Source organism: Ruegeria sp. YTSC325 (assembly GCF_059609525.1).
Map to the genome: position 1 here is coordinate 116161 of NZ_JBXWLY010000005.1, position 22256 is coordinate 138416.

Sequence of the window (22256 nt, forward strand, 5' to 3'; positions counted from 1 at the left end):
TTTGGGTTTCCCCTGCGCCTAGGCCGCCGGGCAGGCAAGGTCAAGCGCTGGCTTATTCGGCAGGAGCCGGGGCGTATTTTGACAGGATGGTTTCATTGCCCGGCTCGGGATGGCGCGGGATCAGCAACGACAAGGCCAGCGAGATCATCGCCATCGCTGCCGCCAGCGTAAACACCGCGCCGGGCGAGACCACCCACAGCAAACCCAGCAACGCAGGCAAGAATACAGCGGCAATGTGGTTGATCGTGAACGCCACGGCTGCGGTTGGTGCGATATCGGCAGGGTCGGCGATTTTCTGGAAATAGGTTTTCAGCGCCAATGCCAGCGCGAACAGCACGTGGTCGATCACGTAAAGGATCGCGGCCAGCACCACGCCCCAGCCAAACCAATAGATGCCGCCATAGGCCGCGAACACGATGGCCAGACCGGCATATTCAAAGATCAGCGTGCGGCGCTCGCCGAACACGGACACGGCTTTGCCCAGCATCGGAGCGGCGGCCATGTTGATCACCAGATTGATCAGATACAGGCTGGTCAGCTCATGCACCTCGAACCCAAATTTCTCGACCATCATGAAGCCTGCGAAGACGACAAAGATCTGCCGCCGGGCACCGGCCATGAATTGCAGCGCGTAATACAGCCAATAGCGTTTGCGCAGGATCAGTTTCTTGGTCTGCGGCGTTGGCGCATCGAATTGCGGGTAAGCCAGCAGGCAGAACAGCGCCAACAAGGCCGTCACGCCGCCCGCTGCCATGAAGACGAGGTTATAGGACAGATCGAACCGGTCCCATGTCAGCACGATCAACCCGTAAACCACTGCTGTCGCCGCTGAACCCATGGCCACCAGCCAGCCCAACACCTGCGGTGCGCGATCCTTGGGCAACCATTGCAGCTGCAGCGACTGGTTTACCGTCTCGTAATAGTGAAACCCGATCGAGCTGAGCAAGGTCACAAACAGCAGCCCGCCAAGGCTGGGGAACCACGCCGTGATCGCAGTCGCAACGCCCAGCATCATCAGCGAGATCATCGCCAGCACTTGTTCACGGATAAAGATGATAACCGCAATCACACCAACAGCCAGAAAGCCCGGAATTTCGCGAACGGTGTGCAGCAGACCAATATCCGCTCCGTCGAAATTCGCCACTTCGATGACGAAATTGTTCAGCAGCGCGCTCCATGCGTTGAACGCAATGGGCATCATCAACGCCATCATGAACAAGAGCGTTATGGGACGGCGCCAGAACGGAAGGCTCTGCGCGTCAGAGAGCGGCATGGGTTTCAGCATGACACCGCTCTACGCTCATTTTTACAGTTTGGCGAGGGGGCAGACGCACAAGCGACCTGCACAGGTGCAGAGGTCAGTAAAAACTCTGTGGGTCGATATCGACAGTTAGGCGAATGTCGCCCTTCAGACGCAAGGGTGCGATCCAGCGGGCGATGGCGTCCTGAATGGGCGCTCCCTTGGGGGCTTTGACCAGCAGGCGCACACGATGTCGCCCGCGTATCCGCGCAATCGGCGCGGGCGCAGGACCAAAGACCTGTGCATCAATCGCGCGCAGCGGCGCATCGTTGCGCGCCATCGCGTTACCGATGTCGAAAACCGGCCCGACCTCGGGCCCGGACAACACGATCCCGGCCATGCGCCCATAGGGCGGGACGCCAGCGGCCTGACGCCCGGCGGCCTCGGCCTTCCAGAACCCTTCTTCATCGCCTGACAGAATGGCGCGGATCACCGGGTGTTCAGGCTGAAACGTCTGCAACAGCGCTTGCCCCGGCTTATCCGCCCGTCCCGCCCGGCCTGCAACCTGCCGCATAAGCTGGAATGTGCGCTCCGCTGCCCGCAGGTCGGCCCCGTGCAGCGACAGGTCGGCATCAATCACTCCTACCAAAGTCAGCTTTGGAAAGTTGTGCCCCTTGGCCACCAGCTGCGTACCGATGACAATATCCGCGTCGCCCTCGGCAATTTCTTCGATCTTGGCCTTCAAAGCGCGGGCCGAGCCGAACAGATCGGAACTCAGCATTGCGATCTTGGCCTCGGGGAAGGTCGCCTCCGCCTCTTCGGCCAGCCGTTCGATCCCGGGGCCGACCGGGGCCAGCTTGCCTTCGACCCCGCAGGACGGGCAGGTGTCGGGCATCGGCTTGGTCTCACCGCATTGGTGGCACATCAGGCGTTTCAGGAACCGGTGCTCAACCATCCGCGCGTCGCAATGATCACAGGCGATCTGTTCACCGCACGCCCGGCAAAGCGTCACCGGCGCATAGCCACGGCGGTTGATGAAAAGCAGTGATTGTTCCCTGCGTTCGATCCGTTGCCGCACTGCCTGCCGCAGCGACGGCGAAATCCACGTCCCCGGCTGCATCTGCTCGGTCCGCATGTCGATGGGCTTCATCTCCGGCAGCACTGCCGCCCCAAAGCGCGAGGTCAGGTCCAGCCGCTCATATTTTCCGGCCTCGGCATTGGCCCAGCTTTCCAGCGATGGCGTCGCGCTGGCCAGAATCACGCGTCCCCCGCAGATCGAGGCCCGCAGCACCGCCATGTCCCGCGCGCTGTAGTGCACCCCGTCTTCCTGTTTATAAGAGGTGTCGTGTTCCTCATCGACCACCACCAGCCCCAGATCGCGAAACGGAAGAAACAGCGCCGAACGCGCACCAACCACCAGTTGCGCTTCCCCCTGCCCGACCATGCGCCAGACCCGGCGGCGTTCGGTCATGGTAGCACCCGAGTGCCATTCAGCAGGCCGCGCACCAAACCGCGCCTCGACCCGCGTCAGGAATTCGGCGGTCAGGGCGATCTCGGGCAACAGAACCAGCGCCTGCCGCCCCATGCGCAGGGCTTCGGCGACGGCCTCTAGGTAAACCTCGGTCTTGCCCGAGCCGGTGACGCCCTTCAGCAGTGTCGTGCCATAGTCGCCGGACCGTTGCCCGGCCTTCAATCGCGCGACAGCGTCGGCCTGATCCCCGGTCAGCGTCTTGCCCGGCAAGTCCGGATCCAGCCGGGGATAGGGCAAATCACGCGGGCTGTCTTCTTCGCGCACCGCGCCTTGCTTAACCAAGCCCTTGACGACCGAGGACGTCACCCCCGCCTGCTCGGCCAGTTCCTTCAACGTGAACGCCAACCCGCCATAGTCGCGCAGCACCTCAAGCACACGGGTCCGCGCATCGGTCATGCGGTCGGGCTCTGCACCACCCAAACGATAGATTTTCCGCATCGACGGCGGATCGCCCAGCCCCGGCGCGCGGGTTGCCAGCCGCAGCATCGCAGGCATCGGTGTCAGCGTGTAATCAGCCACCTTGCCCAGAAACAGACGCATCTCTTCGCGCATCGGCGCGACCTCAAGCACACGGATCACGGATCGCGCCTTGGCCAGATCAAAACCGCCCTGCCCCGGCCCCCAAACCACACCCAGTACCTTGCGCGGGCCCAGCGGCACCTCGACAAACGCGCCCATAAAACACCCGCCCTCGGGCGCTTTATAGTCCAGCGTCCGGTCCAAGGGCTGTGTGGTCAGCACAGCCACCAGCTCACCCTGGTCGAAATACTCCTGCGCGCTCACCGCATCTCCTCGGGTCGGGGGTTTCAGCATCGGTGTTATTGGGGTAAAGCCATCCGCGACCAAGGCCAACCCATCAAAGGACTGCCCTCATGAAATTCTTCGTAGACACAGCCGAGATCGACGCCATCGCCGAACTGAACGATCTGGGCATGGTGGACGGTGTGACCACCAACCCCTCGCTGATCCTGAAATCAGGTCGTGACATTCTGGAAGTCACCAAAGAAATATGTGATCTGGTCGACGGCCCCGTATCCGCCGAAGTCGTCGCCACCGAAGCCGACGACATGATCGCCGAAGGCCGCAAGCTGGCCCAGATCGCGCCTAACATCGCCGTGAAAGTTCCGCTGACATGGGCAGGGCTGAAAACCTGTAAAACCCTGTCTGACGAAGGCCAGATGGTCAACGTGACGCTCTGCTTTTCGGCCAATCAGGCGCTGCTCGCCGCCAAGGCAGGTGCGACCTTCATCTCGCCCTTTATCGGACGTCTGGACGATATCAACCTCGACGGCATGGACCTGATCGCCGATATCCGTCAGATTTATGACAATTACGGGTTCGAGACCGAAATTCTAGCCGCATCCATCCGCACCGTGAACCACGTAACAGACAGCGCCCGCATCGGCGCCGACGTGATCACCGCTCCGCCTGCCGTAATCAAGAAACTGGCCGATCACCCGCTGACCGACAAGGGGCTTGAAACCTTCCTGGCCGACTGGGCCAAAACCGGTCAGAAAATCCTCTGATCCTTGACACTGCCGCGCGGTGCCGCAAGGCACCGCGCCCGGCCCAACTGCCAGCCCTGATCGCAGATCAGGTTCTTGCAGGCGGGAGGAGCCCCCGTTGCGTAAAAGACGGGAAATCCTTCCGCAAGCTCACTTTTCCCAAGGCAAATCGGTCCAGCCGTGCTATAAGGCGGCAAAACATAAAAAAGACCGGACGGGACATGAGCAGCAATACCAAACTCAAGGACACTCTCCGCGAGGCGATTCTGGCCGAGCCTGACGCAGTTCTCGACGACAAGGACCTGATGCAGGCGCTTGTCGCCGCCAACGAACGGGCGCGCGGAGACAACATCATCGACCTACGTGGCATCGCCATGCAACGTCTCGAAGCACGACTGGATCGGCTTGAAGACACGCACCGTTCGGTGATCGCCGCCGCTTACGAAAACCTTGCAGGCACCAATCAGGTCCACCGCGCAATCTTGCGCCTGCTGGAGCCCACAGGGTTCGAAGACTTCCTGCGCACGCTCGGTACGGATGTGGCCGAGATATTGCGCGTTGATCGCATCACTCTGGTGCTGGAAACTACTGCTCTGCAGCAAGACCCGGCTATCGAGAAACTGGGCGGTGCACTGGCCATTGTCGAACCCGGTTTTGTCGACAACTACCTGACATTCGACCGCAGCGGCCCCGCACGTGAGGTCGTGTTGCGTGAAGTCATTCATCCCACCCACCGCATATTCGGCGAGCAAGCCGACCACCTGCGGTCTGAGGCGTGCATGAGACTGGATCTTGGCGAGGGTCGCCTGCCGGGCATGATTATCATGAGCGCGAAGGACCCCAACCATTTCACTCCGCAACTGGGAACAGATCTGCTGACCTTTTTCGCCGGCGTGTTCGAACGTTCCATGCGCAACTGGCTGTCATGAGCCTGATCTCTCCGGCCTGCCGCGACGCGTTGCAGCATTGGCTTGAGGGACTTGTAGCCCTGTCCGGGCGCGCGGAAAATACGCAGGCCGCCTATCGCAGCGACGTGGCCGAATTCTTGTCGTTCATGACTCTGCACCACAGCGAACGCCAGGGGCTGGCCGCTTTGGCGCGAATTACAGTATCCGACATGCGCGCCTGGATGGCCGATCAGCGCAGCTCCGGCGTCGGCGCAAGGTCCTTGGCGCGCAAGCTATCTGCAGTCAAAACCTTTTATCGCTGGCTGGCGGAACGGGAAGGGTTCGAGCCGACAGCCGTTTTGTCAACGCGTGCCCCCAAATTCACCCAAAAGCTACCCCGCCCCGTGGCCGAAGACGCCGCCCGCGCCTTGATAGAAACAGTCGAGCTGCAATCGACCAGCGATTGGATTTCGGCTCGCGATGCGGCCGTAGTCACCTTGCTTTATGGCTGCGGCCTACGGATTTCCGAAGCCCTTTCCCTGACTGGTGCCGACGCTCCTCTACCCCAATCGCTGCTAATCGTCGGCAAAGGCAACAAAGAACGGATCGTGCCGGTCTTGCCTGCCGCACGGGCGGCCGTCGATCGTTACGCGATCCTGTGTCCGCATCCGCTGGCCAAAGACAAACCTCTGTTTCGCGGTGTGCGGGGTGGGGCGCTGAACCCTCGCGCCATTCAGGCGGTTATGGCAAAAGCCCGTCAGCAACTTGGGCTACCGGCCACGGCGACCCCGCACGCCATGCGGCACAGCTTTGCAACCCACCTTTTATCCGCTGGAGGGGACCTGCGCGCGATACAAGAATTGCTGGGTCATGCCTCACTTTCAACCACACAGGCCTATACCGCCGTCGACACAACCCGCCTGATGGAGGTGTACGACCGCACCCATCCCAAGGCATGACGCAATGCATTTTCGCATGTCCCGGCTTTTTGCTTTGCATCTTGGGCACGCTTCGTACATGACACGCGAATGACACTCAGATTCAAAGCTCTATCCGTTCATCTTTTCACTGCAACCGGTGCAGTTTTTGCCATGCTCGCCATGCTGGCCGCCGTCGAGGAAAAGTGGAGCCTGATGTATCTGTGGCTGGTTGTGTCTTTCATCGTGGATGGAATCGACGGCCCTTTGGCGCGGCATTACCACGTCAAGCACAATGCGCCTGAATTCGATGGTGTTCTGCTAGATCTGATCATCGATTACCTGACATATGTTTTCATCCCTGCCTTCGCCCTGTTTAAATCCGGACTGATGGACGGTTGGACCGGCTGGTTCGCCATCATCGTCATCACCTTTGCCAGCGCCATGTATTTCGCGGATACGCGGATGAAGACCAAGGATAACTCGTTCTCCGGCTTTCCCGGCTGCTGGAATATGTTCGTCATCGTGATCTTCGCGCTCGAGCCGAATTTCTGGGTGATCCTGCTGCTGGTCTCGCTGCTGTCGCTGGCGATGTTCCTGCCGCTGAAATTCGTCCACCCCGTCCGCACCGAGCGCTGGCGCAATTTGACCCTCCCAATGGCGCTTGCCTGGACCTTCTTCGCAGGCTGGGCCGCCTGGGTCGATTTCCACCCCGAAAGCTGGGCACACTGGGGGCTCGTGATCACCAGCCTCTACCTGGTGTTTGCAGGGATCGCCCAGCAGGTGATCCCCCAGCGCAAGAGTTAAAGAACCTCCTGCACCTCGAACTCGGTGCCATTATGGGTGAAAACGTCGCCTTCTTGCAGCCCCGTCATCGTTAGATAAATCGGGCTTTGGGTTGAGATGCCCATATAGGTCTTGCCCTCAACCTCGAACCGCGTGGTCGATACACAGACGACAAAGCGCCGATTGTTGAACTTGACCACGGCTCCGGGCTTGACCGTATCAGTCACACTGAAATCGGTGTTCTCGATCACGTCGATCTTGGCGTGATGCGCCTGAACCGGCGCATCAAACGCCGCCGCCAGATCCGCACTTTCCCGAGAGGCCGCAATGTCGTCCTTGTCATGTCCTTCGCGATCATCCAGCTGCGACTCTTTCATGAACGCATCGTAATGGGCCTGAGCGGTTGCCAGTTCCTGTTCTTCCAACGACATCAGGCGGTCAATAATGGCCTTCTTACGAGCGGCAGGGTCTGTATGAGCTGTCATGATCTTTGATCCCTTGAGTTCTCAATATGAGATAAATTGAGCTTCAAGCAACGGGATTGCAACAGAAATCCGCTCCTCAGATCAGCAAACCCGCCGCCCGTTCGTGTCGCAGTAAGGCTACCTTGGTCTCCACACCGCCCTCGCCCGAGAACCCGCCCAGCCCGTTTGCCGCCAACACCCGATGGCACGGGATGATAACGGGAATTGGATTGGCTCCGCAGGCTTGTCCTACGAGTTGCGGCGGCTGGCCCAGCTCTTTGGCGATCTCGCCATAGGTCCGCGTTTCACCCAGCGGAATGGCAAACATCAGGTCGCAAACCTGCCGCTGAAACTTCGATCCGGCGATGTGGTATGGCAGATCAAACCGGTCCAACTGCCCCCGGTCATAGGCCCGCAATTGCGCCGCAGCCTCACGCAACAAAGGCGTGACCGGCCCGTCATCCACCCCGTCCCAAACCAGACGCGTCAGCGCCCCATCGGTTTCCTCAACCCCAAGGCGGCCAAACTGAGTATCAACGGCAATCATCGGCATAGAAAAAGGGTTGCAGATGTTTCGCCACACCCGCAACCCCAATCAGAGCGATCCGCCCCTTCATCTGGCCATAAATACCTCGGAGCGCGAGGCAGAGCCTCGCAAAACTCCAAAGCCAGAGACGCTAAGCCAACGCCTCGTCACAGCGCCCGCAGACACCCGCATGGGCGTGAAGACCCACATCCGGCAAGATCTTCCAGCACCGCTGACATTTCTCGCCTTCAGCCTTTTCGAACACCACCGCAACGCCCTCGATCTCTGGCACACGGAAAGCCTCTGCCGGAGCAGGATCACCACTGACTGTCAGGCCTGAGGTGATGCACATGTCGTCTACATCAAACGTGGCCAGCAGATCGCGGGTTTCCTGATCCTCGACATACACAATCGGAGCAGCCTCAAGGCTGGACCCGATCACTTTGTCCTGACGCTGGATTTCCAGCGCAGCGGTCACGGCGCGGCGCACGCGGCGCACCTTGGCCATGGCGGCCTCAAGCTCAGCATGTCGCCAATCGGCGGGCGTGTCCGGGAAATCCACAAGATGGACCGAACTGTCATCGCCCGGGAACCGCTCCAGCCAGACCTCTTCCATGGTGAAGACCAGAACCGGGGCCAGCCATGTGGTCAGGCGGTGGAACAGGATGTCCAGCACAGTTCGCGCGGCGCGGCGGCGCAGGTTGTCGCCATCGCAATAGAGCGCATCCTTGCGCACGTCGAAATAGAACGAGGACAAATCGACCGTGGCAAAGGTGAACACGGCGCTGAACACACCCTGGAAATCGAAGGCGGCATAGCCTTTGCGCACCTGTACATCCAGATCGGCCAGACGGCTCAGCACCCAGCGCTCCAGACGCGGCATGTCTTGCGGTTCAACCCGGTCGGCTTCAGTGAAATCCGCCAGCGATCCCAGCATGAACCGCATCGTGTTGCGCAAACGGCGATAACTGTCGGCAGTGCCTTTCAGGATCTCAGGCCCGATCCGCTGGTCGGCGGTATAGTCGGTCTGAGCCACCCAAAGACGCAGGATATCGGCACCGTATTGCTTGATGACCTCTTCCGGCACGATGGTATTGCCCAGCGATTTGGACATCTTGTTGCCCTTGGCATCCAGCGTAAAGCCATGAGTCACGACGTTGCGATACGGCGCACGGCCCTTGGTGCCACAAGCCTGCAGCATGGACGAATGGAACCACCCACGATGCTGGTCGGTACCTTCCATATAAACGTCGGCGATTCCATCCTCGGTCCCGTCCTCGCGGTCGCGCAGAACAAAGGCGTGGGTCGAGCCACTATCGAACCACACATCCAGCACGTCGAACACCTGATCATATTCATCCGGGTTGGCGATACCGTCCAGGATCTGCTCCTTGAACCCGTCGGTGTACCAGATATCCGCGCCGTTTTCTTCGAACGCAGCCTTGATCCGCGCGTTCAGATCGGCGTTGCGCAGTAGGTAGTCCGCGTTGGTGGGCAAGGCGCCCTTCTTGGTGAAACAGGTCAGAGGAACACCCCAGGCGCGCTGGCGGGACAGAACCCAGTCCGGGCGCGCTTCGATCATCGAATACAGGCGGTTACGACCCGTCTGCGGGGTCCATTTCACCAGTTCATCAATCGAGCGCAGGGCGCGTTCACGGATGGTGTCGCCCATCTCTCCCATGCCATCGTCCAGCTTGCGGTCCACGGATGCAAACCACTGCGGCGTGTTGCGATAGATGATCGGAGCCTTCGAGCGCCACGAATGGGGATAGCTGTGCTTGATCTTGCCGCGCGCCAACAGCCCGCCGACCTCGACCAGCTTGTCGATGACGGCTTTGTTTGCATCACCTTCGCCACCTTTGCGGGACAGAATGTATTTGCCGCCAAAGAAAGGCAGATCGGCACGGAACGAGCCGTCGTCCATCACGTTATAGGTGATGACCTGCTCGAGCATGCCCAGATCGCGGTACAGCTCAAATTCTTCCATACCGTGGGACGGCGCGCAGTGGACGAACCCCGTACCTTCAGTATCGGTCACAAACTCAGCGGCGCGGAAGTCGCGGATGTCGTCCCATTCGCCATTGCCGCCCTCGGCCCCGGCCAGCGGGTGGGTCAGTTGCACACCTGCCAGCTCATCCGCGGTCACGTCGCGGACACGGGTCCACTGGTCGTCGTTCAAACGGGCACGGCCTAGCACATCAGCAGCCAGATTATCGGCCAGCAGGAACTTGTCACCCACAGCGGCCCAGCATTCCTCGGGCGCTCCGATGACTTCGTAGAGGCCATACGAGATATCCTTGCCGTACACGACCGCCTTGTTCGATGGCATGGTCCACGGAGTCGTCGTCCAGATCACCACAAACGCATCATCCAGATCACCCGCATTCACGACCTTGAACTTCACCCAGATGGTGAAGCTTTCCTTGTCGTGATACTCGACCTCGGCCTCTGCCAGAGCGGTCTTTTCCACCGGCGACCACATCACGGGTTTCGATCCCTGATAGAGCGTGCCGTTCATCAGGAACTTCATGAACTCATCGGCGATCACGGCCTCGGCGTGGTAGTCCATGGTGATATAGGGATCGGCCCAGTTGCCTGTGATGCCAAGGCGCTTGAACTCGTCGCGCTGGATATCGATCCAGCCCTCGGCGAACTTGCGGCATTCCTGACGGAAATCGACGACGTTCACCTCGTCCTTGTTCTTGCCCTTCTTGCGGTATTGCTCTTCGATCTTCCATTCGATCGGCAAGCCGTGGCAGTCCCAGCCGGGAACATAACGCGCGTCGTGGCCCATCATCTGATGGCTCCGCACGATCATGTCCTTGATGGTTTTATTCAGCGCGTGTCCGATATGCAGGTGGCCGTTCGCGTAGGGAGGGCCATCGTGCAAAGTAAAGGGCGTGCGGCCTTCCTTCTCGCGCAGGCGGTCATAGACGCCGATGGTTTCCCAACGCTCCAGCCATGCGGGTTCGCGCTTGGGCAGGCCAGCGCGCATGGGGAAATCGGTTTTGGGCAGGTTCAGCGTGTCTTTGTAATCAGGTGTTTCGGCGCACATTGGGGGCGTCCTTTGGATGATCTGGTCGTGTGGATCGAAGCGGTCGGTGCGAGGTCTCAAACACCTTTGCCCGGCGTCTCAGGATGTCAGAGCGCCGGGGATATAATTCGAATAATGATGGCCATCCGGTCATACATGGCCGCGCTTATAGGACGCCCGCCCTCAATGGTCCAGAGGTTCCAGCGCATGCGGCGAATGGCGCAACTGCGCCCAGCGGTTAAGCCACGCCAGACCCGCCAAAGCCAACCCTAAAGCCAGCAACGAGAACACCCGGATCAGTCCGCCAAGCCCGGCGATATCGATCAGGAACACCTTGGCCACCGCCAGCCCAATCACCGCCAGCCCGGCTTTGCGCATCAGGTCGGATCGGCGCGCCAGCGACTGGTAGAAAACCACCGCCCCGATTACCAGAAGAGCAATGGTGTAAGTGTAAAGCTCGGGCTGGGTCACGCCGTTGCCCTCATACATGCCGGCCGCGCCCTGCCAAACATGACGGATCATCAGCCCTAACCAGACAGCCGTCAATCCACCGCTCAAGCCCCAACTGGCGCGCTTCAGCCACAGCGGAGTCGCATGAATCCTCCAGACCGAGAGCCCAATTGCCAGTGCAGGCAACAAGTAAGCGACCGCAAGCGTGTTCAATAACGGCAGACCCAGAACCGGTGACGCAACCTTGTTAAGCAACGGGTTCGCATCAACCAACGCCTGAACCAATCGGAAAAGACCATGCCCAGCAAAAAACGCCGCAAGCAAATAGCGAGCATAGTTCAGCTTTCCGCCCAGTTCGAACCGCTGAACCTGCGCAAAGGCCAGAAGCAACCAGATTATCGCCAGTAAGCCCAGCCCCCAGTGGCTATTAGTGGCGTTGCCCTCGCCAAAACTCTGCAACCAGCGTTCCAGCAGCAAAGACAGCAATATACCCCCGGTGGCCCAGGTGGCGCTCTCTAGCAATAGAGTTGCAACAGGCCGATTCAGTGAGCGGATCAGCAACCAACCCGACAGGAAACCAAGGGTTGCGACTGCGTAGACCAACGTCATTTCAAGGATCGCGGCGGAACCGGCCCAGTCAAGCCCCGGGTTCAACACCAGCCGCACCGTGACCGTGAAGACACCAGCCCAGATGAACCAGCTCATCGGCGGCAGGTTGAATTTGCGATCCAGCGCGGCGGCCACGACTACCATCGCGACCAGAGCAATGGTCAGCGCCGCAGAACTCAGGACAATGACGCAGGCAAAGGTCAAACAGGATAAAGCCGAGAGCGTCGCCAGCGACGCGCGCATCCGTTGATCTCCGTCAACGCGCGAAAAACGCTCGGCAAAGACTACCATCAACGCACTCAATGCGATACAATGCAGTGCCCACGGGTAGGCTCCGATCACAGTCGCAGGGTGCCAGCCGACCTCAAGAGCGATGGCCAACGCAGGCGCAAAGACCGCAGCTGCGCCAGCCCACCCGGCCGCATATTTGTGCGCATGCATCGAGCGCCAGGCCGCAGTGACGGAAATCACCCCACCCACAATAATCAAGACTGTGACCACCCAGGGGTAGTCCGCTTCGGCGGTTGCGGCATAGGTCTCAGCGAAGTGGCGCAGAACGATGCCGTTATCCCAGCCATGCATCAGAACGAACCAGACAAGGCCCAGCGCTGGCAATTTCGTCGCATCCTGCAATGCCTCCGCCCGCCTACCCCACAGCATCAATCCAAGCGCCAGCCCCGCCAGCAAGGTAACGCCCAGCCAGAACTCCGCCGGGCTATCAGCCCAATGCACCGAAAGAATCGCGGAACTAACGGCGACCGCGCCAAAGGCAACCCGCGTGGGAAATTCGGGCCATGCATCGCCCGTTTTGCGACTGATGATCTGGCTGATCATCGCGCCCTCATGATCGGGCCAGACACGCCGAATTGGTATGGCAATGGAAATCACGGCCAACGCTGTGACGCAGATCAGGTAATACGGTTCTGTCAGCGGTGAGGACAGCACCAGCAGCAGGCAAGCGGCATAGGCACCAAACAGAGTCAGGACGGATATCCACGCCCAGCGGCGCACTGTGTCGATCCCCAATCCCAAAACGGCGATCACAAAGAAATAGGCATATAGCCAGCCCGGATCCTTGGACGTGCCGCCAACAACAAAGGGGGCTGCAAAGGCCCCGATCAGACCGACAGCAGCCAGCAAGGGGCCGTGGAACCAGCCAAGGATCAATCCCAACAGGGCAACAACGACCATTGCAATCAACGCGCTTTCGGGGCCGATCAAGTCGTAGAGCTGCCTAGCAGCCAGAATACCTCCGAACAGGGTAACCAGACCGGCGCCCGAGAAAACCGAGGGCAAATATGCGGTGGCCGAGGCTTCATCATCTCCAAACCTGCGGCGGATCACTTCTCCGGCCACGATCAACACCACACCGAAACTCAACGCGGCAATCACACGGGCGGACGGAGGCAACATCCCATTTTCGACACCGTATTGAACCAAGAATATCCCTGCCAACGCCAGTGAAAGGGCGGACACCACATAAAACCAGTTCTCTCGCAACCAGGTCGAAAGCGCGGTAAACCGGTCCTCACGAAACACTACGGCGGCAGGCGGTGTCTGCTCGGCAGCGGGTTGGGGTGTCTGCGCCTTGGACCACGGGGCGGGTTTCAGCGCTTTGTCCGGTTTTTCGGTCGGCTTGCGCGGTTCGGGTCGGGGTGGTGCATCGCTGGTTTTGGAAACATCCCCACCCAGCGCGCGAAGATCCTGCTCTAACTGCTCAACCCGACGGCGCAGGCGGGTGTGACTTACAATCAGAAAAACGATGCCTACCGGGATGGCCAGCACGATCAATCCAACAAGAACAAGCAAGGATTCCAATGGGCTCTCCGGTTGGGTTCACCGTCAGGCTACCCGAGACGCCCGTTGGGCAACAGTCAGAAAATCCGCCAGTTCGCAGGTATAACTCACGGCTAAATGCAGCCAGACGTGAGGCGCGGGATTAACTGCCCGAAGATGATCTGCACCACCGCAATCGCCAGAAACCCGCAATTAACGTAGTTGCTGGACAGGCAATGAAAGGCCCGAGTTTATGTTTGTTACCTTCAACAACCACCTGCGCCAAGCTGGATCAATCTAGCCCGTCAAGGATGAAACAGCGACCCGACTAGATACGCGATCAAGGCAGCAGCACCACCGATCAACAACGTCTCGCCCCCGGATCGCCACCAAGGTGCCAGCGACCACCTGCTTTTGAGCGCACCGATGGCAAAAAACACGGCCATTGTCATCCAGGCGGAAATAGTAAAAGCCTGATCCACCCCAGCGAGGAAGGGCAACAGCGGCACCATCCCCGCGATCAGGAATGCCCAAAAGGTCGCCATCGCAGCCTTGAGAGGATGAGGGTCGACACTGCCCAGCCCGTATTCCCCTTCGATCATCAGATCGATCCAGTTGTCGTGGTTTGCAGTGATTGCGTCGGTCGCCTCGTCCAGCACCCGCCCCGACAGACCTTTCTGCGCCAAAATCTCGCGCACTTCCTCTCGCTCGCCGTCGGGGTACAGGTGGATATGCCGTTCCTCGATCGCGCGGATGCGGCGAATGTTGTCCAATTCAGCTTTTGTGCCAGAGTAATTGCCCGCCGCCATCGAGAAGCCATCTGCCAAAACATTGGCCAGCCCCAACGCCACGATAATGAACGGAGAAAGGCCAGCCCCAGCAACCCCAGCCACGATCGCAAAGGTGGTCACTGATCCGTCGATGCCCCCATAAACGACATCGCGCAGCACGCCGCGGCCAGGTGGCGCGTTGATACGTTCGGCTATTTCCTGTTGGCTGTGTCCGTGCTCGGTCATGGCTGGCTCCGGGTCTGGTATGCCATCCAGTGGACGTCAGCACCTTGCGGCAGGTCAAGTTTTGGAAAACAAACCCGCCAAGGCCCGCTTGATCATTCCCCTTGTCGAGGGTTTGTGACGGTCAGAGAAGGGCAAAGGTCGACAAACCTCCATTGCGGCCACACCGACACGGGCACTGAGGGCCCCATTGACCAGACCTTCGCCGAATCTTCTGGACAGTTTGCTAAGAACCGAGCCGCCCAAAACGGGCTCCAGCAGGTCATCGCCAACCGCGACTGCTCCGGTTGCGACCAGATGAACAAAAACCGCACGGGTCAGCCGCCAACTCCCCAGAAACCCGGCGCGACCGCCATAGATTTCAGCAACGCGCCGGATCATCCGAAGCGACGCAGCCAAAGCGGTGGCGACATCTGCCAACGCCAAAGGCACCAGGGCCGTAACAGTGGCCACCTGACGAGCGGCCGCTTCGACCTCGCGGCTGGCGGCGGCGTCCAATGGGACAAGCAATTCATCTTCGGCCAAGGTCAGCAGCCCCGAGGCGTCGAACTGTTCCCCCATACGTTCGGTCAGCTTGTCACGACCCCATTTGGTTTCATCCCGACCCTTGTAAAAAGCAATAAGCTTGGTCGTAACCGCGCGTGCCTGTGCCAGATCATCCTCGGCCAGCGCAGTGTCCGCCGCTTGCCTTATCCCGTCAACACGAGACAAACGTGCGATTGCCGCCAATTCACGCAGCGCGATGATCAGGGCGACCAACACCAACGCTGCAAAAAGCCCCGTCACGACCCAACCCAAAACCGGCGCACGCAGCAAAAGCCCGTTCACAAAGTCCCACGCCGCGATGGACACAACTGCGCCAACAGCAGCTAAGGCCAGCCCCCAGAACCAACGCGCCAGCCGCGAGGGCCTGCGAGCCGCAAGCCGGACCACACCCTGCATCGCCTGCCCTTGAGGTTGCCCGATCTCAGGCACCGGAGGCGCCTTCGCCACGTCCACGGTGGGCTCGTCCGCTTCGAGGTCGATCAGCACGGGACCTTTAGCCATTTTCTGCCCCCTCTCGTATCCAGACATATCTAATGTCCGGCAGGTTTTCATCGTTATCGGCCCCATCGCTACGCGCAACTTCGACAAACCCGTTATGTTCGTAGAACCGCCGCGCGGGCAGATTGGCTTGAAACGCGAACAGCGAAAGCTGTGTGCGCCGGGATTTGGCATGGTCCAGCAGGTGTCGTCCGATGCCTTGCCGTCGGGCAGAGGCCATCAGGTACAAGGAATGAATTTCTGTCCCGTTCAAAGCCAGAAAACCCACCACGCGGGCGTCCAGTTCAGCCACTGTGACCCAATCCTGATCTATCATACGGCCACAGAACGCGATGGTCTCGGCCTGAGTGTGCAGCTCTGGCATCCAGTCGTTCTCGCGCGCGAAACCGTGCAGAATCTCTCCGGTCGCACCGGCATCGGTGCTGCGAGCCGGGCGCAGAGTTGCGATCACAGGCGATCTCCGATCAGAAACTGCGCTGCGCGATCCAGCCGAATATGGGGCGGCCCATCTCCGGGGCGCAGGGTCAGTTTGGCAGGGGCGAAGGACATGAACCCGTATTCGGCGTCAAGCCAACCTTCGGCCCCATTGCGCGCCGCCCCCAACAGTTTCAAAGGGTCATCCGGCAATTCGCCCGGGTAAAACGCCGCCTGCTTGCCATCCATCAACGTTCCTCGAACGCAGGGCAATTCTACCCCATCATGCAAACGCATTTCCTCGGTTGTCGCGCGCAATGAGGCCATCGATAAGGCCGTCGTGTCCGCCCCGGCAAAGCTGGCCCTGTCGCGGGCGTCACGAATTAGCGCCTCCATGATATGGGTCAGACGTTGATGTTGTTGGTGGTGCAAGTGGTCGGCCTTGGTGGCGGCAAACAGAATGCGCTCGACCCGTTTTCCAAGCAGCAATCGGCTTAGCCAAGCGTTTCGGCCGGGACGGAATGCGGACAGGATATCTGCCATCGCGCGGCGCATATCTTCGACCGCTTGCGGACCCTTATGAATCGCGCCCAGCGCATCCACCAGAACGACCTGCCGGTCGATCCGCGCGAAGTGATCCCGAAAGAACGGCTTAACGACCTGCGACTTATATGCCTCGAACCTTCTGGCCATTTCGCGGTGCAGGCTGCGCCGGGGCGCAGGTCGATCAACCGGCAGCGGCGCGAATGTCAACACCGGCGAACCAGCCAGGTCACCGGGCAACAAAAAACGCCCCGGTGTGCAATCATAGAACCCCGCATCACGGGCCGCGTTCAGATACTCTGCAAACGCTTTCGCAAGCGCCTGAGCGGTGGGTTCGTCATGCGTGTCCGCCGGATCGGCAGCATTGGCCTGAGTGAGAAACGTGGCAGCCTGTGGACGCGCGGTAATGCGTTCGAGCGTCTCTGCCGACCAAGCCTCATAGGTTTTGTCCAACAAAGCCAGATCCAGCAGCCATTCACCCGGATAGTCGACAATATCCAGATGCACAGTGCGTGGTCCCTGCAAACCCGACAAAAGCCCGGATGGACGTGCTTTGAAGGACAAGCGCAACTCGGACACGGCGCGGGTACTGTCTGGCCAGTGTGGCTGAGGCCCGGTCAACGCCGCAAGGTGGTTTTCATAATCGAACCGAGGCACGGTGTCGTCGGGTTGCGGCTGCAGGTAAACCGCATTGATCCGCCCCTCTTGCTGCGCCACCAATCCGGGCATTCGCCCACGGTCCAGCAGGTTTGCCACCAGTGACGTGATGAATACCGTTTTGCCGGACCGCGCCAAACCGGTCACGCCCAGCCGGATCACTGGTTCAAAAAAGGCTTCTGACACGGTATCGCCCACGGACTCGACGCCGCGCACCACACTGTCTGCCAGGGAAGAGATGACCAAACCGTCGCCCCGCTTTTATTGTTTCGCTCAAGATAGGTAGCCACCGCCTGACATGCCAGCGCTTTCCCGCTCTTGCCCGTGGCGGCGCGTCGCGCTACCAGCGGCCCATGCCAAGATACGCGTTGAAAGTCGAATACCAAGGAGAGCCGTTTGCCGGATGGCAGCGGCAAAAGGATCAGCCATCCGTGCAAGGGGCGATCGAAGAGGCCCTGTCGCGCATCCAACCCGGCGCGCATACCATCGCAGCTGCCGGCCGCACCGATGCAGGCGTTCACGCACTGGGACAGGTCGCCCATTGTGATCTGATCAAGGACTGGGATCCGTTCCGTCTATCCGAAGCATTGAATTATCACCTTAAACCCCACCCTGTGGCGATTGTGCAGGCGGCGCAGGTCGATGACGACTGGCACGCCCGGTTTTCGGCGGTCGAACGGCAGTACCTGTTCCGTATCCTGATGCGTCGTGCGCCAGCCACACATGATGCTGGGCAGGTTTGGCAGATCAATCATCGCTTGGACGTGCAGGCGATGCAGGACGGTGCGGATACGCTGATTGGGCGGCATGATTTTACCACCTTCCGGTCCTCGATCTGTCAGGCGGCCAGCCCGTTCAAAACACTGGATGAATTGCGGGTGGAACAAACCGACGGGTTCTCGGGCCCAGAGGTGCATTTCCACGTTCGCGCCCGCTCTTTTCTGCACAATCAGGTGCGCAGCTTTGTTGGCACTTTAGAAAGGGTCGGCGCAGGCGCTTGGACACCTGAGGATGTGCAAGACGCGCTTGCGGCCCAGAACCGCGCCGCCTGCGGGCCAGTTTGTCCGCCGCAAGGTCTGTATCTGGCGCGGGTTGGATATCCTCAGCCGGTTTTCGATTAAATCGCGCGCAGCAGCAGCCCGCTGGCAATAACGGCGATCACCAGACCCGCGACGAGTTCGATCGTCGGCGCCAGAACCTGCGCAAAGCGGGTGGCCGAGGCCGAGGCCAGCAACCCGCCGCGCAAACCAAATGAGGTCCAACCGACCAGTGTTGTCACTGTCGCCGTGCCCAGTGCCATTGCAAAAGCACCGGCGATTCCAACCATCGCGATGCCCATTTGCCACGTCAGGATCAACACAAATAGCGCCCCGGTGCAGGGACGCGCAGCGATGCCCACAATCAGCAGGGCAGCCTCTTTCCAATTCCCGATCTGCGCAACTTCTTCCGCCGTCGGACCGTGCCGATGCCCGCAATCCGAACAAACCTCGTGGTCATGACCGTGATGATGATCGTGGCCGTCATGATGATGATGGTGATGATGCACCTGTGTCCGATCCGCCCGGTACCGCCTGGCGAAACTGCGTAACGCCCGGAACACCAGCCAAAGGCCAATTGCAGCGATGGCGCCATAGCTTACGGGCGCCATGACCTGCTCGGTTGTGCCAACCAAACTGTCCCGCGACATCTGGAACACCAGAACCCCGGCATACACCAGAACCACTGCAGTGACGGCCTGCCCCAAACTGGACAGCACGCTGATCGCGGACAAACGCCAAAAGGCCACCTTGCGCCCCAGCCCGTACCCTCCGATCAAGACTTTGCCGTGACCCGGGCCTACGGCGTGGAAAAATCCGTAAGCGAAACAAACAGTTAAAAGGGTCGCGACAGCTTCGGGTTGTTCCGCGCGGGCGGCGCGCAGGGATCGGGCGATCTGGTTCTGGAACTCGCGCTGTTCGCCAGCGGCCCAGGCAGCAAGGCTGTCAAATCCTCCGCTGCCCCAGAACCACAGCAGCAGGCCAAACGACAGGAGGACAGGGATAATCAGGTACTTGGACATGAAACGCGGATCTCGGTCGCAAAGCTTTCACCAACCAGCGGGATGTCGTTCTCCTCAAGATCATAATTGGCATCAAGGGTCAGCAGGAACGCCCGCATCTGGGCGAGCTGGCCGTCAATATCGGGATCCGTCCGCTCTATCTGGCACGTCAGCTTACTGGACACTGTTACCGGGCGCGTAACCTCATATGCTGTGTAGTAGGTTTCATCGAACGCCTTGGCTGACAAAGCCGCCGCTGCGACCGGTTCTCCCTCAACCGCCCTCAGGTGGGTCGAGACAATGCGGCCGTTATCAGTGGTGGCCGTAGGTTCCATCGGACCCGACAGAGGGATGATCTGGCCATCTGCACGCACCACCAGATCGCCGTTATACCCTTCGATCCACTGCGCGTCGAACCCGGCCAGAAAGGCCTGTTCGCTCTCGCTCAGAATACCGTCGCCATCCTGATCAAGTTTTCTGTCCTCAAGCTCGAAAAGCGAATACAGCTCATCATAAGCCCAGGTTACCCGCACATGTGTCAGATTGCCTGCGTCATCGACGATGAACTCCAGCCCCGTGTCGATGAACACATGGGGATGAGCCAAGACCGGGACCGGCAAGCAAAAGGTGAAAAGGGTCAATATCCAGCGCATGTGAGAAAGATAGGGTTTCGGCCCCGCAGCGACAACGCACTTTTGAGAAAGCACGCAGAATCCGGCCAACTGTTTAATCCGGCGGAAATAAGACAAGCGTTTGCAGCGCCGTCGCGACCGGACCTTCTGTGTCATAAAGTACGGACTGAGACATCCCGATGCCCGAGTGTTGCCAATGGCACAATGACTCTGACGCCAACCAGTCCGAGACCGGCTCGCGGTGAACTTGCACTGTCAGGTCGGTGTTCATGAACCCCATCTCGGTGGTGGGCGCGTTCCACGAGATACCATTCCCGCAGTCTGCCAGCGGACACAGGGCCTGTATCGGCGATTGTGCCTCATCGGCCAAAAGCGGCGGCGTGCGCATCCAAACGGTTTTTGGACCGGCTGCCTGATTTCCGCCTTTGGGATACAGAATGTCCGAATGGTTGGCGAAGCCCGGCAGATTGTGACGTGTTTCGCCAATCGGAAAAGGACCCGTGACCGCATCATCCAACCGAGGGGGCTGCATCGTCACGTTTGGCACTGGCCCAAGATCACGGCGCACCAGATGCATCGTCGTTGCAACGGCGCAAAGCGTGTCATCCAAATCGTGCACGGTCACCCGCGTTGTCGCCAATGTCTTTGTATGGCGCGTGGTTTCGGCAGCGACTCGCAATCCGGCCAAAGGCAATGGCCGCAATAAATCCACCGTCAGCCGGGTCAACATCTTCTCGGGCCCGACTTCGGTTTCCGCCGCACGCACGACCAACCCGCTGACCGGCCCGGCATGACAGTGCACGGCCGACCACGGGCCGCGCGCGGGGTCGTTACCCACAAACGCACCGTCCGGTCGAATGTGGAAATAGGATTGCGCCCTCACGTCCGGATTGGAAACCATGGCCTTGCTCAGACTTTTTCCTGCGTGTGTTTCTTCAGCTCAGCCCGCGCGACCTGACGGCGGTGCACCGCATCGGGCCCATCGGCCAACCGCAAAGTCCGCACATGGGTCCAGGCCGTGGCAAGCGGTGTGTCCTGACTGATCCCCTGCGCACCAAACATCTGCACCGCCTCGTCAATCACCTTTAAGGCTACGCGCGGGGCCACAACCTTGATCTGGCTGATCCACGGTGCTGCCGCGCGTACATCGCCCTGATCCATATACCACGCAGCCTTGAGGCACAGCAGGCGCGCCATCTCAATCTCCATCCTGCATTCGGCGATGATGTCGAAATTCGCCCCAAGCTGGGCCAGCTTCTTACCGAACGCCTCGCGTTGCAGGGACCGTTTGCACATCTGATCCAGCGCGCTTTCGGCCTGCCCGATGGCGCGCATGCAATGGTGAATACGCCCCGGCCCAAGGCGACCCTGAGCGATCTCGAAGCCACGCCCCTCACCCAACAGTATATTTTCAGCCGGAACGCGCATGTTGGTGAACCGGATATGCATATGCCCATGCGGCGCGTCGTCATGGCCATAGACCTCCATCGGGCGCAGAATTTCGACACCCGGTGTGTCGGCCGGCACGACGATCATCGACTGCCGCTGGTGTTTAGGCTGCTCTTCCCCGGCGGTTTTGACCATCACGATATAGACCTTGCATCGCGGATCACCGGCCCCCGACGACCACCATTTTTCGCCGTTCAGGACATAGTCATCGCCGTCCCGCACGCAAGACATCGACACATTCGTCGCATCCGACGAGGCCACATCCGGTTCGGTCATAAGATAGGCCGAGCGGATTTCACCTTCGAGCAGCGGTTTCAACCACTGCTCTTTCATCTTTTCGGTTCCGTAGCGTTCGAAGACCTCCATGTTGCCGGTATCTGGGGCGGAACAGTTGAAGACTTCGGCGCCCAAAGGGGTCTTGCCCATCTCTTCGGCGAAATAAGCGTATTCCACGGTGGAAAGACCAAAGCCTTTGTCGCTGTCGGTCAGCCAGAAATTCCAAAGCCCCGCAGCCTTGGCCTTGGCCTTCAGGCCCTCAAGGATTTCGGACTGACGTTCTGTATATTGCCAACGATCCCCTTTGCCGATCTCTGCGTGATATTCTGCCTCCAGCGGCATGATCTCATCGCGGATCATGTCTGCCACACGTTGTAACAGTTGAGCGTTCTCATCACGCAGGCCGAATGACATGTTCATGGGTTTTCCTCCTCCGACCCGGTGACCGGGCTTTACCTTTGGCCC

At 59.9% G+C, this 22256-nt stretch carries 19 protein-coding genes; 5 read left to right on the plus strand and 14 right to left on the minus strand.

The features are described 5' to 3' along the window. Positions 1 to 52 precede the first annotated feature (52 nt). Both AC2FF7_RS09700 and AC2FF7_RS09705 read right to left on the minus strand, forming a co-directional pair. The gene (locus AC2FF7_RS09700) at positions 53 to 1285 is read right to left on the minus strand and encodes an MFS transporter (RefSeq protein ID WP_496905569.1); all 1233 of its coding nucleotides are present in this window, start codon (positions 1283 to 1285) and stop codon (positions 53 to 55) included. A 73-nt stretch (positions 1286 to 1358) separates the two neighbouring features. Continuing rightward, the gene (locus AC2FF7_RS09705) at positions 1359 to 3584 is read right to left on the minus strand and encodes a primosomal protein N' (RefSeq protein ID WP_496905570.1); all 2226 of its coding nucleotides are present in this window, start codon (positions 3582 to 3584) and stop codon (positions 1359 to 1361) included. A 59-nt stretch (positions 3585 to 3643) separates the two neighbouring features. Here AC2FF7_RS09705 and fsa point away from each other — a divergent pair, with 59 nt between their 5' ends. From fsa to AC2FF7_RS09725, 4 genes are all read left to right on the plus strand, one after another. Beyond that, the gene (gene fsa, locus AC2FF7_RS09710; RefSeq protein ID WP_170354905.1) at positions 3644 to 4297 is read left to right on the plus strand and encodes a fructose-6-phosphate aldolase; all 654 of its coding nucleotides are present in this window, start codon (positions 3644 to 3646) and stop codon (positions 4295 to 4297) included. A gap of 200 nt (positions 4298 to 4497) precedes the next feature. Beyond that, positions 4498 to 5205: a DUF484 family protein gene (locus AC2FF7_RS09715; RefSeq protein WP_480866218.1), complete on the plus strand. Its 708-nt coding sequence runs from the start codon at positions 4498 to 4500 to the stop codon at positions 5203 to 5205. After that, positions 5202 to 6122, plus strand: coding sequence for a tyrosine recombinase XerC (locus tag AC2FF7_RS09720; protein WP_496905571.1), 921 nt, complete (start codon positions 5202 to 5204; stop codon positions 6120 to 6122). Before AC2FF7_RS09715 ends, AC2FF7_RS09720 begins: the two co-directional genes overlap by 4 nt. Before the next feature lie 69 nt (positions 6123 to 6191). Then, entirely contained in the window at positions 6192 to 6887 is a 696-nt protein-coding gene (locus AC2FF7_RS09725; protein ID WP_170354902.1) for a CDP-alcohol phosphatidyltransferase family protein, read from the plus strand. Here the strand turns inward: AC2FF7_RS09725 and AC2FF7_RS09730 are convergent. The 8 genes from AC2FF7_RS09730 to AC2FF7_RS09765 form a co-directional block, all read right to left on the minus strand. Next, a complete protein-coding gene (locus AC2FF7_RS09730) occupies positions 6884 to 7351 on the minus strand; it encodes a hypothetical protein (protein ID WP_170354901.1) in 468 nt (155 codons plus the stop codon). The two genes, AC2FF7_RS09725 and AC2FF7_RS09730, sit on opposite strands and share 4 nt — an antisense overlap. Positions 7352 to 7427: 76 nt before the next feature. Continuing rightward, positions 7428 to 7883 (minus strand): methylated-DNA--[protein]-cysteine S-methyltransferase, encoded by a 456-nt coding sequence (locus AC2FF7_RS09735; RefSeq protein ID WP_496848661.1) that lies wholly within the window; start codon positions 7881 to 7883, stop codon positions 7428 to 7430. A 124-nt stretch (positions 7884 to 8007) separates the two neighbouring features. Beyond that, complete coding sequence (ileS, locus tag AC2FF7_RS09740; protein ID WP_480866222.1) at positions 8008 to 10911, minus strand: isoleucine--tRNA ligase; 2904 nt, start codon at positions 10909 to 10911, stop codon at positions 8008 to 8010. A gap of 162 nt (positions 10912 to 11073) precedes the next feature. Further along, positions 11074 to 13767 carry a DUF2339 domain-containing protein gene (locus tag AC2FF7_RS09745; protein ID WP_496905572.1) on the minus strand — a complete coding sequence of 898 codons (2694 nt, stop codon included), beginning with the start codon at positions 13765 to 13767 and terminating at the stop codon, positions 11074 to 11076. 263 nt (positions 13768 to 14030) lie between these two features. Next, positions 14031 to 14741, minus strand: coding sequence for a VIT1/CCC1 transporter family protein (locus tag AC2FF7_RS09750; protein WP_353390645.1), 711 nt, complete (start codon positions 14739 to 14741; stop codon positions 14031 to 14033). A 54-nt stretch (positions 14742 to 14795) separates the two neighbouring features. After that, positions 14796 to 15785 carry a YcjF family protein gene (locus AC2FF7_RS09755; protein WP_480866226.1) on the minus strand — a complete coding sequence of 330 codons (990 nt, stop codon included), beginning with the start codon at positions 15783 to 15785 and terminating at the stop codon, positions 14796 to 14798. Then, complete coding sequence (locus AC2FF7_RS09760; protein ID WP_480866227.1) at positions 15778 to 16233, minus strand: GNAT family N-acetyltransferase; 456 nt, start codon at positions 16231 to 16233, stop codon at positions 15778 to 15780. The genes AC2FF7_RS09755 and AC2FF7_RS09760 overlap by 8 nt, the downstream gene beginning before the upstream one ends. Then, positions 16230 to 17642: a YcjX family GTP-binding protein gene (locus AC2FF7_RS09765; protein ID WP_496905573.1), complete on the minus strand. Its 1413-nt coding sequence runs from the start codon at positions 17640 to 17642 to the stop codon at positions 16230 to 16232. The genes AC2FF7_RS09760 and AC2FF7_RS09765 overlap by 4 nt, the downstream gene beginning before the upstream one ends. Before the next feature lie 107 nt (positions 17643 to 17749). Here AC2FF7_RS09765 and truA point away from each other — a divergent pair, with 107 nt between their 5' ends. Beyond that, positions 17750 to 18517 carry a tRNA pseudouridine(38-40) synthase TruA gene (gene truA, locus AC2FF7_RS09770; protein ID WP_496905574.1) on the plus strand — a complete coding sequence of 256 codons (768 nt, stop codon included), beginning with the start codon at positions 17750 to 17752 and terminating at the stop codon, positions 18515 to 18517. On the opposite strand, the gene AC2FF7_RS09775 is transcribed toward truA, so the two are convergent. The 4 genes from AC2FF7_RS09775 to AC2FF7_RS09790 are packed head-to-tail and all read right to left on the minus strand — an operon-like array spanning position 18514 to position 22211. Beyond that, positions 18514 to 19455, minus strand: a complete 942-nt coding sequence (locus tag AC2FF7_RS09775; protein WP_480866231.1) for a nickel/cobalt transporter — start codon at positions 19453 to 19455, stop codon at positions 18514 to 18516. The genes truA and AC2FF7_RS09775 overlap by 4 nt on opposite strands. Continuing rightward, a complete protein-coding gene (locus AC2FF7_RS09780) occupies positions 19440 to 20141 on the minus strand; it encodes a DUF1007 family protein (RefSeq protein WP_331251870.1) in 702 nt (233 codons plus the stop codon). The genes AC2FF7_RS09775 and AC2FF7_RS09780 overlap by 16 nt, the downstream gene beginning before the upstream one ends. Before the next feature lie 19 nt (positions 20142 to 20160). Then, the gene (locus tag AC2FF7_RS09785; protein ID WP_480866233.1) at positions 20161 to 20967 is read right to left on the minus strand and encodes a thioesterase family protein; all 807 of its coding nucleotides are present in this window, start codon (positions 20965 to 20967) and stop codon (positions 20161 to 20163) included. Between the two features lie 8 nt (positions 20968 to 20975). After that, the gene (locus tag AC2FF7_RS09790; RefSeq protein WP_480866235.1) at positions 20976 to 22211 is read right to left on the minus strand and encodes an acyl-CoA dehydrogenase family protein; all 1236 of its coding nucleotides are present in this window, start codon (positions 22209 to 22211) and stop codon (positions 20976 to 20978) included. Positions 22212 to 22256 lie beyond the last annotated feature (45 nt).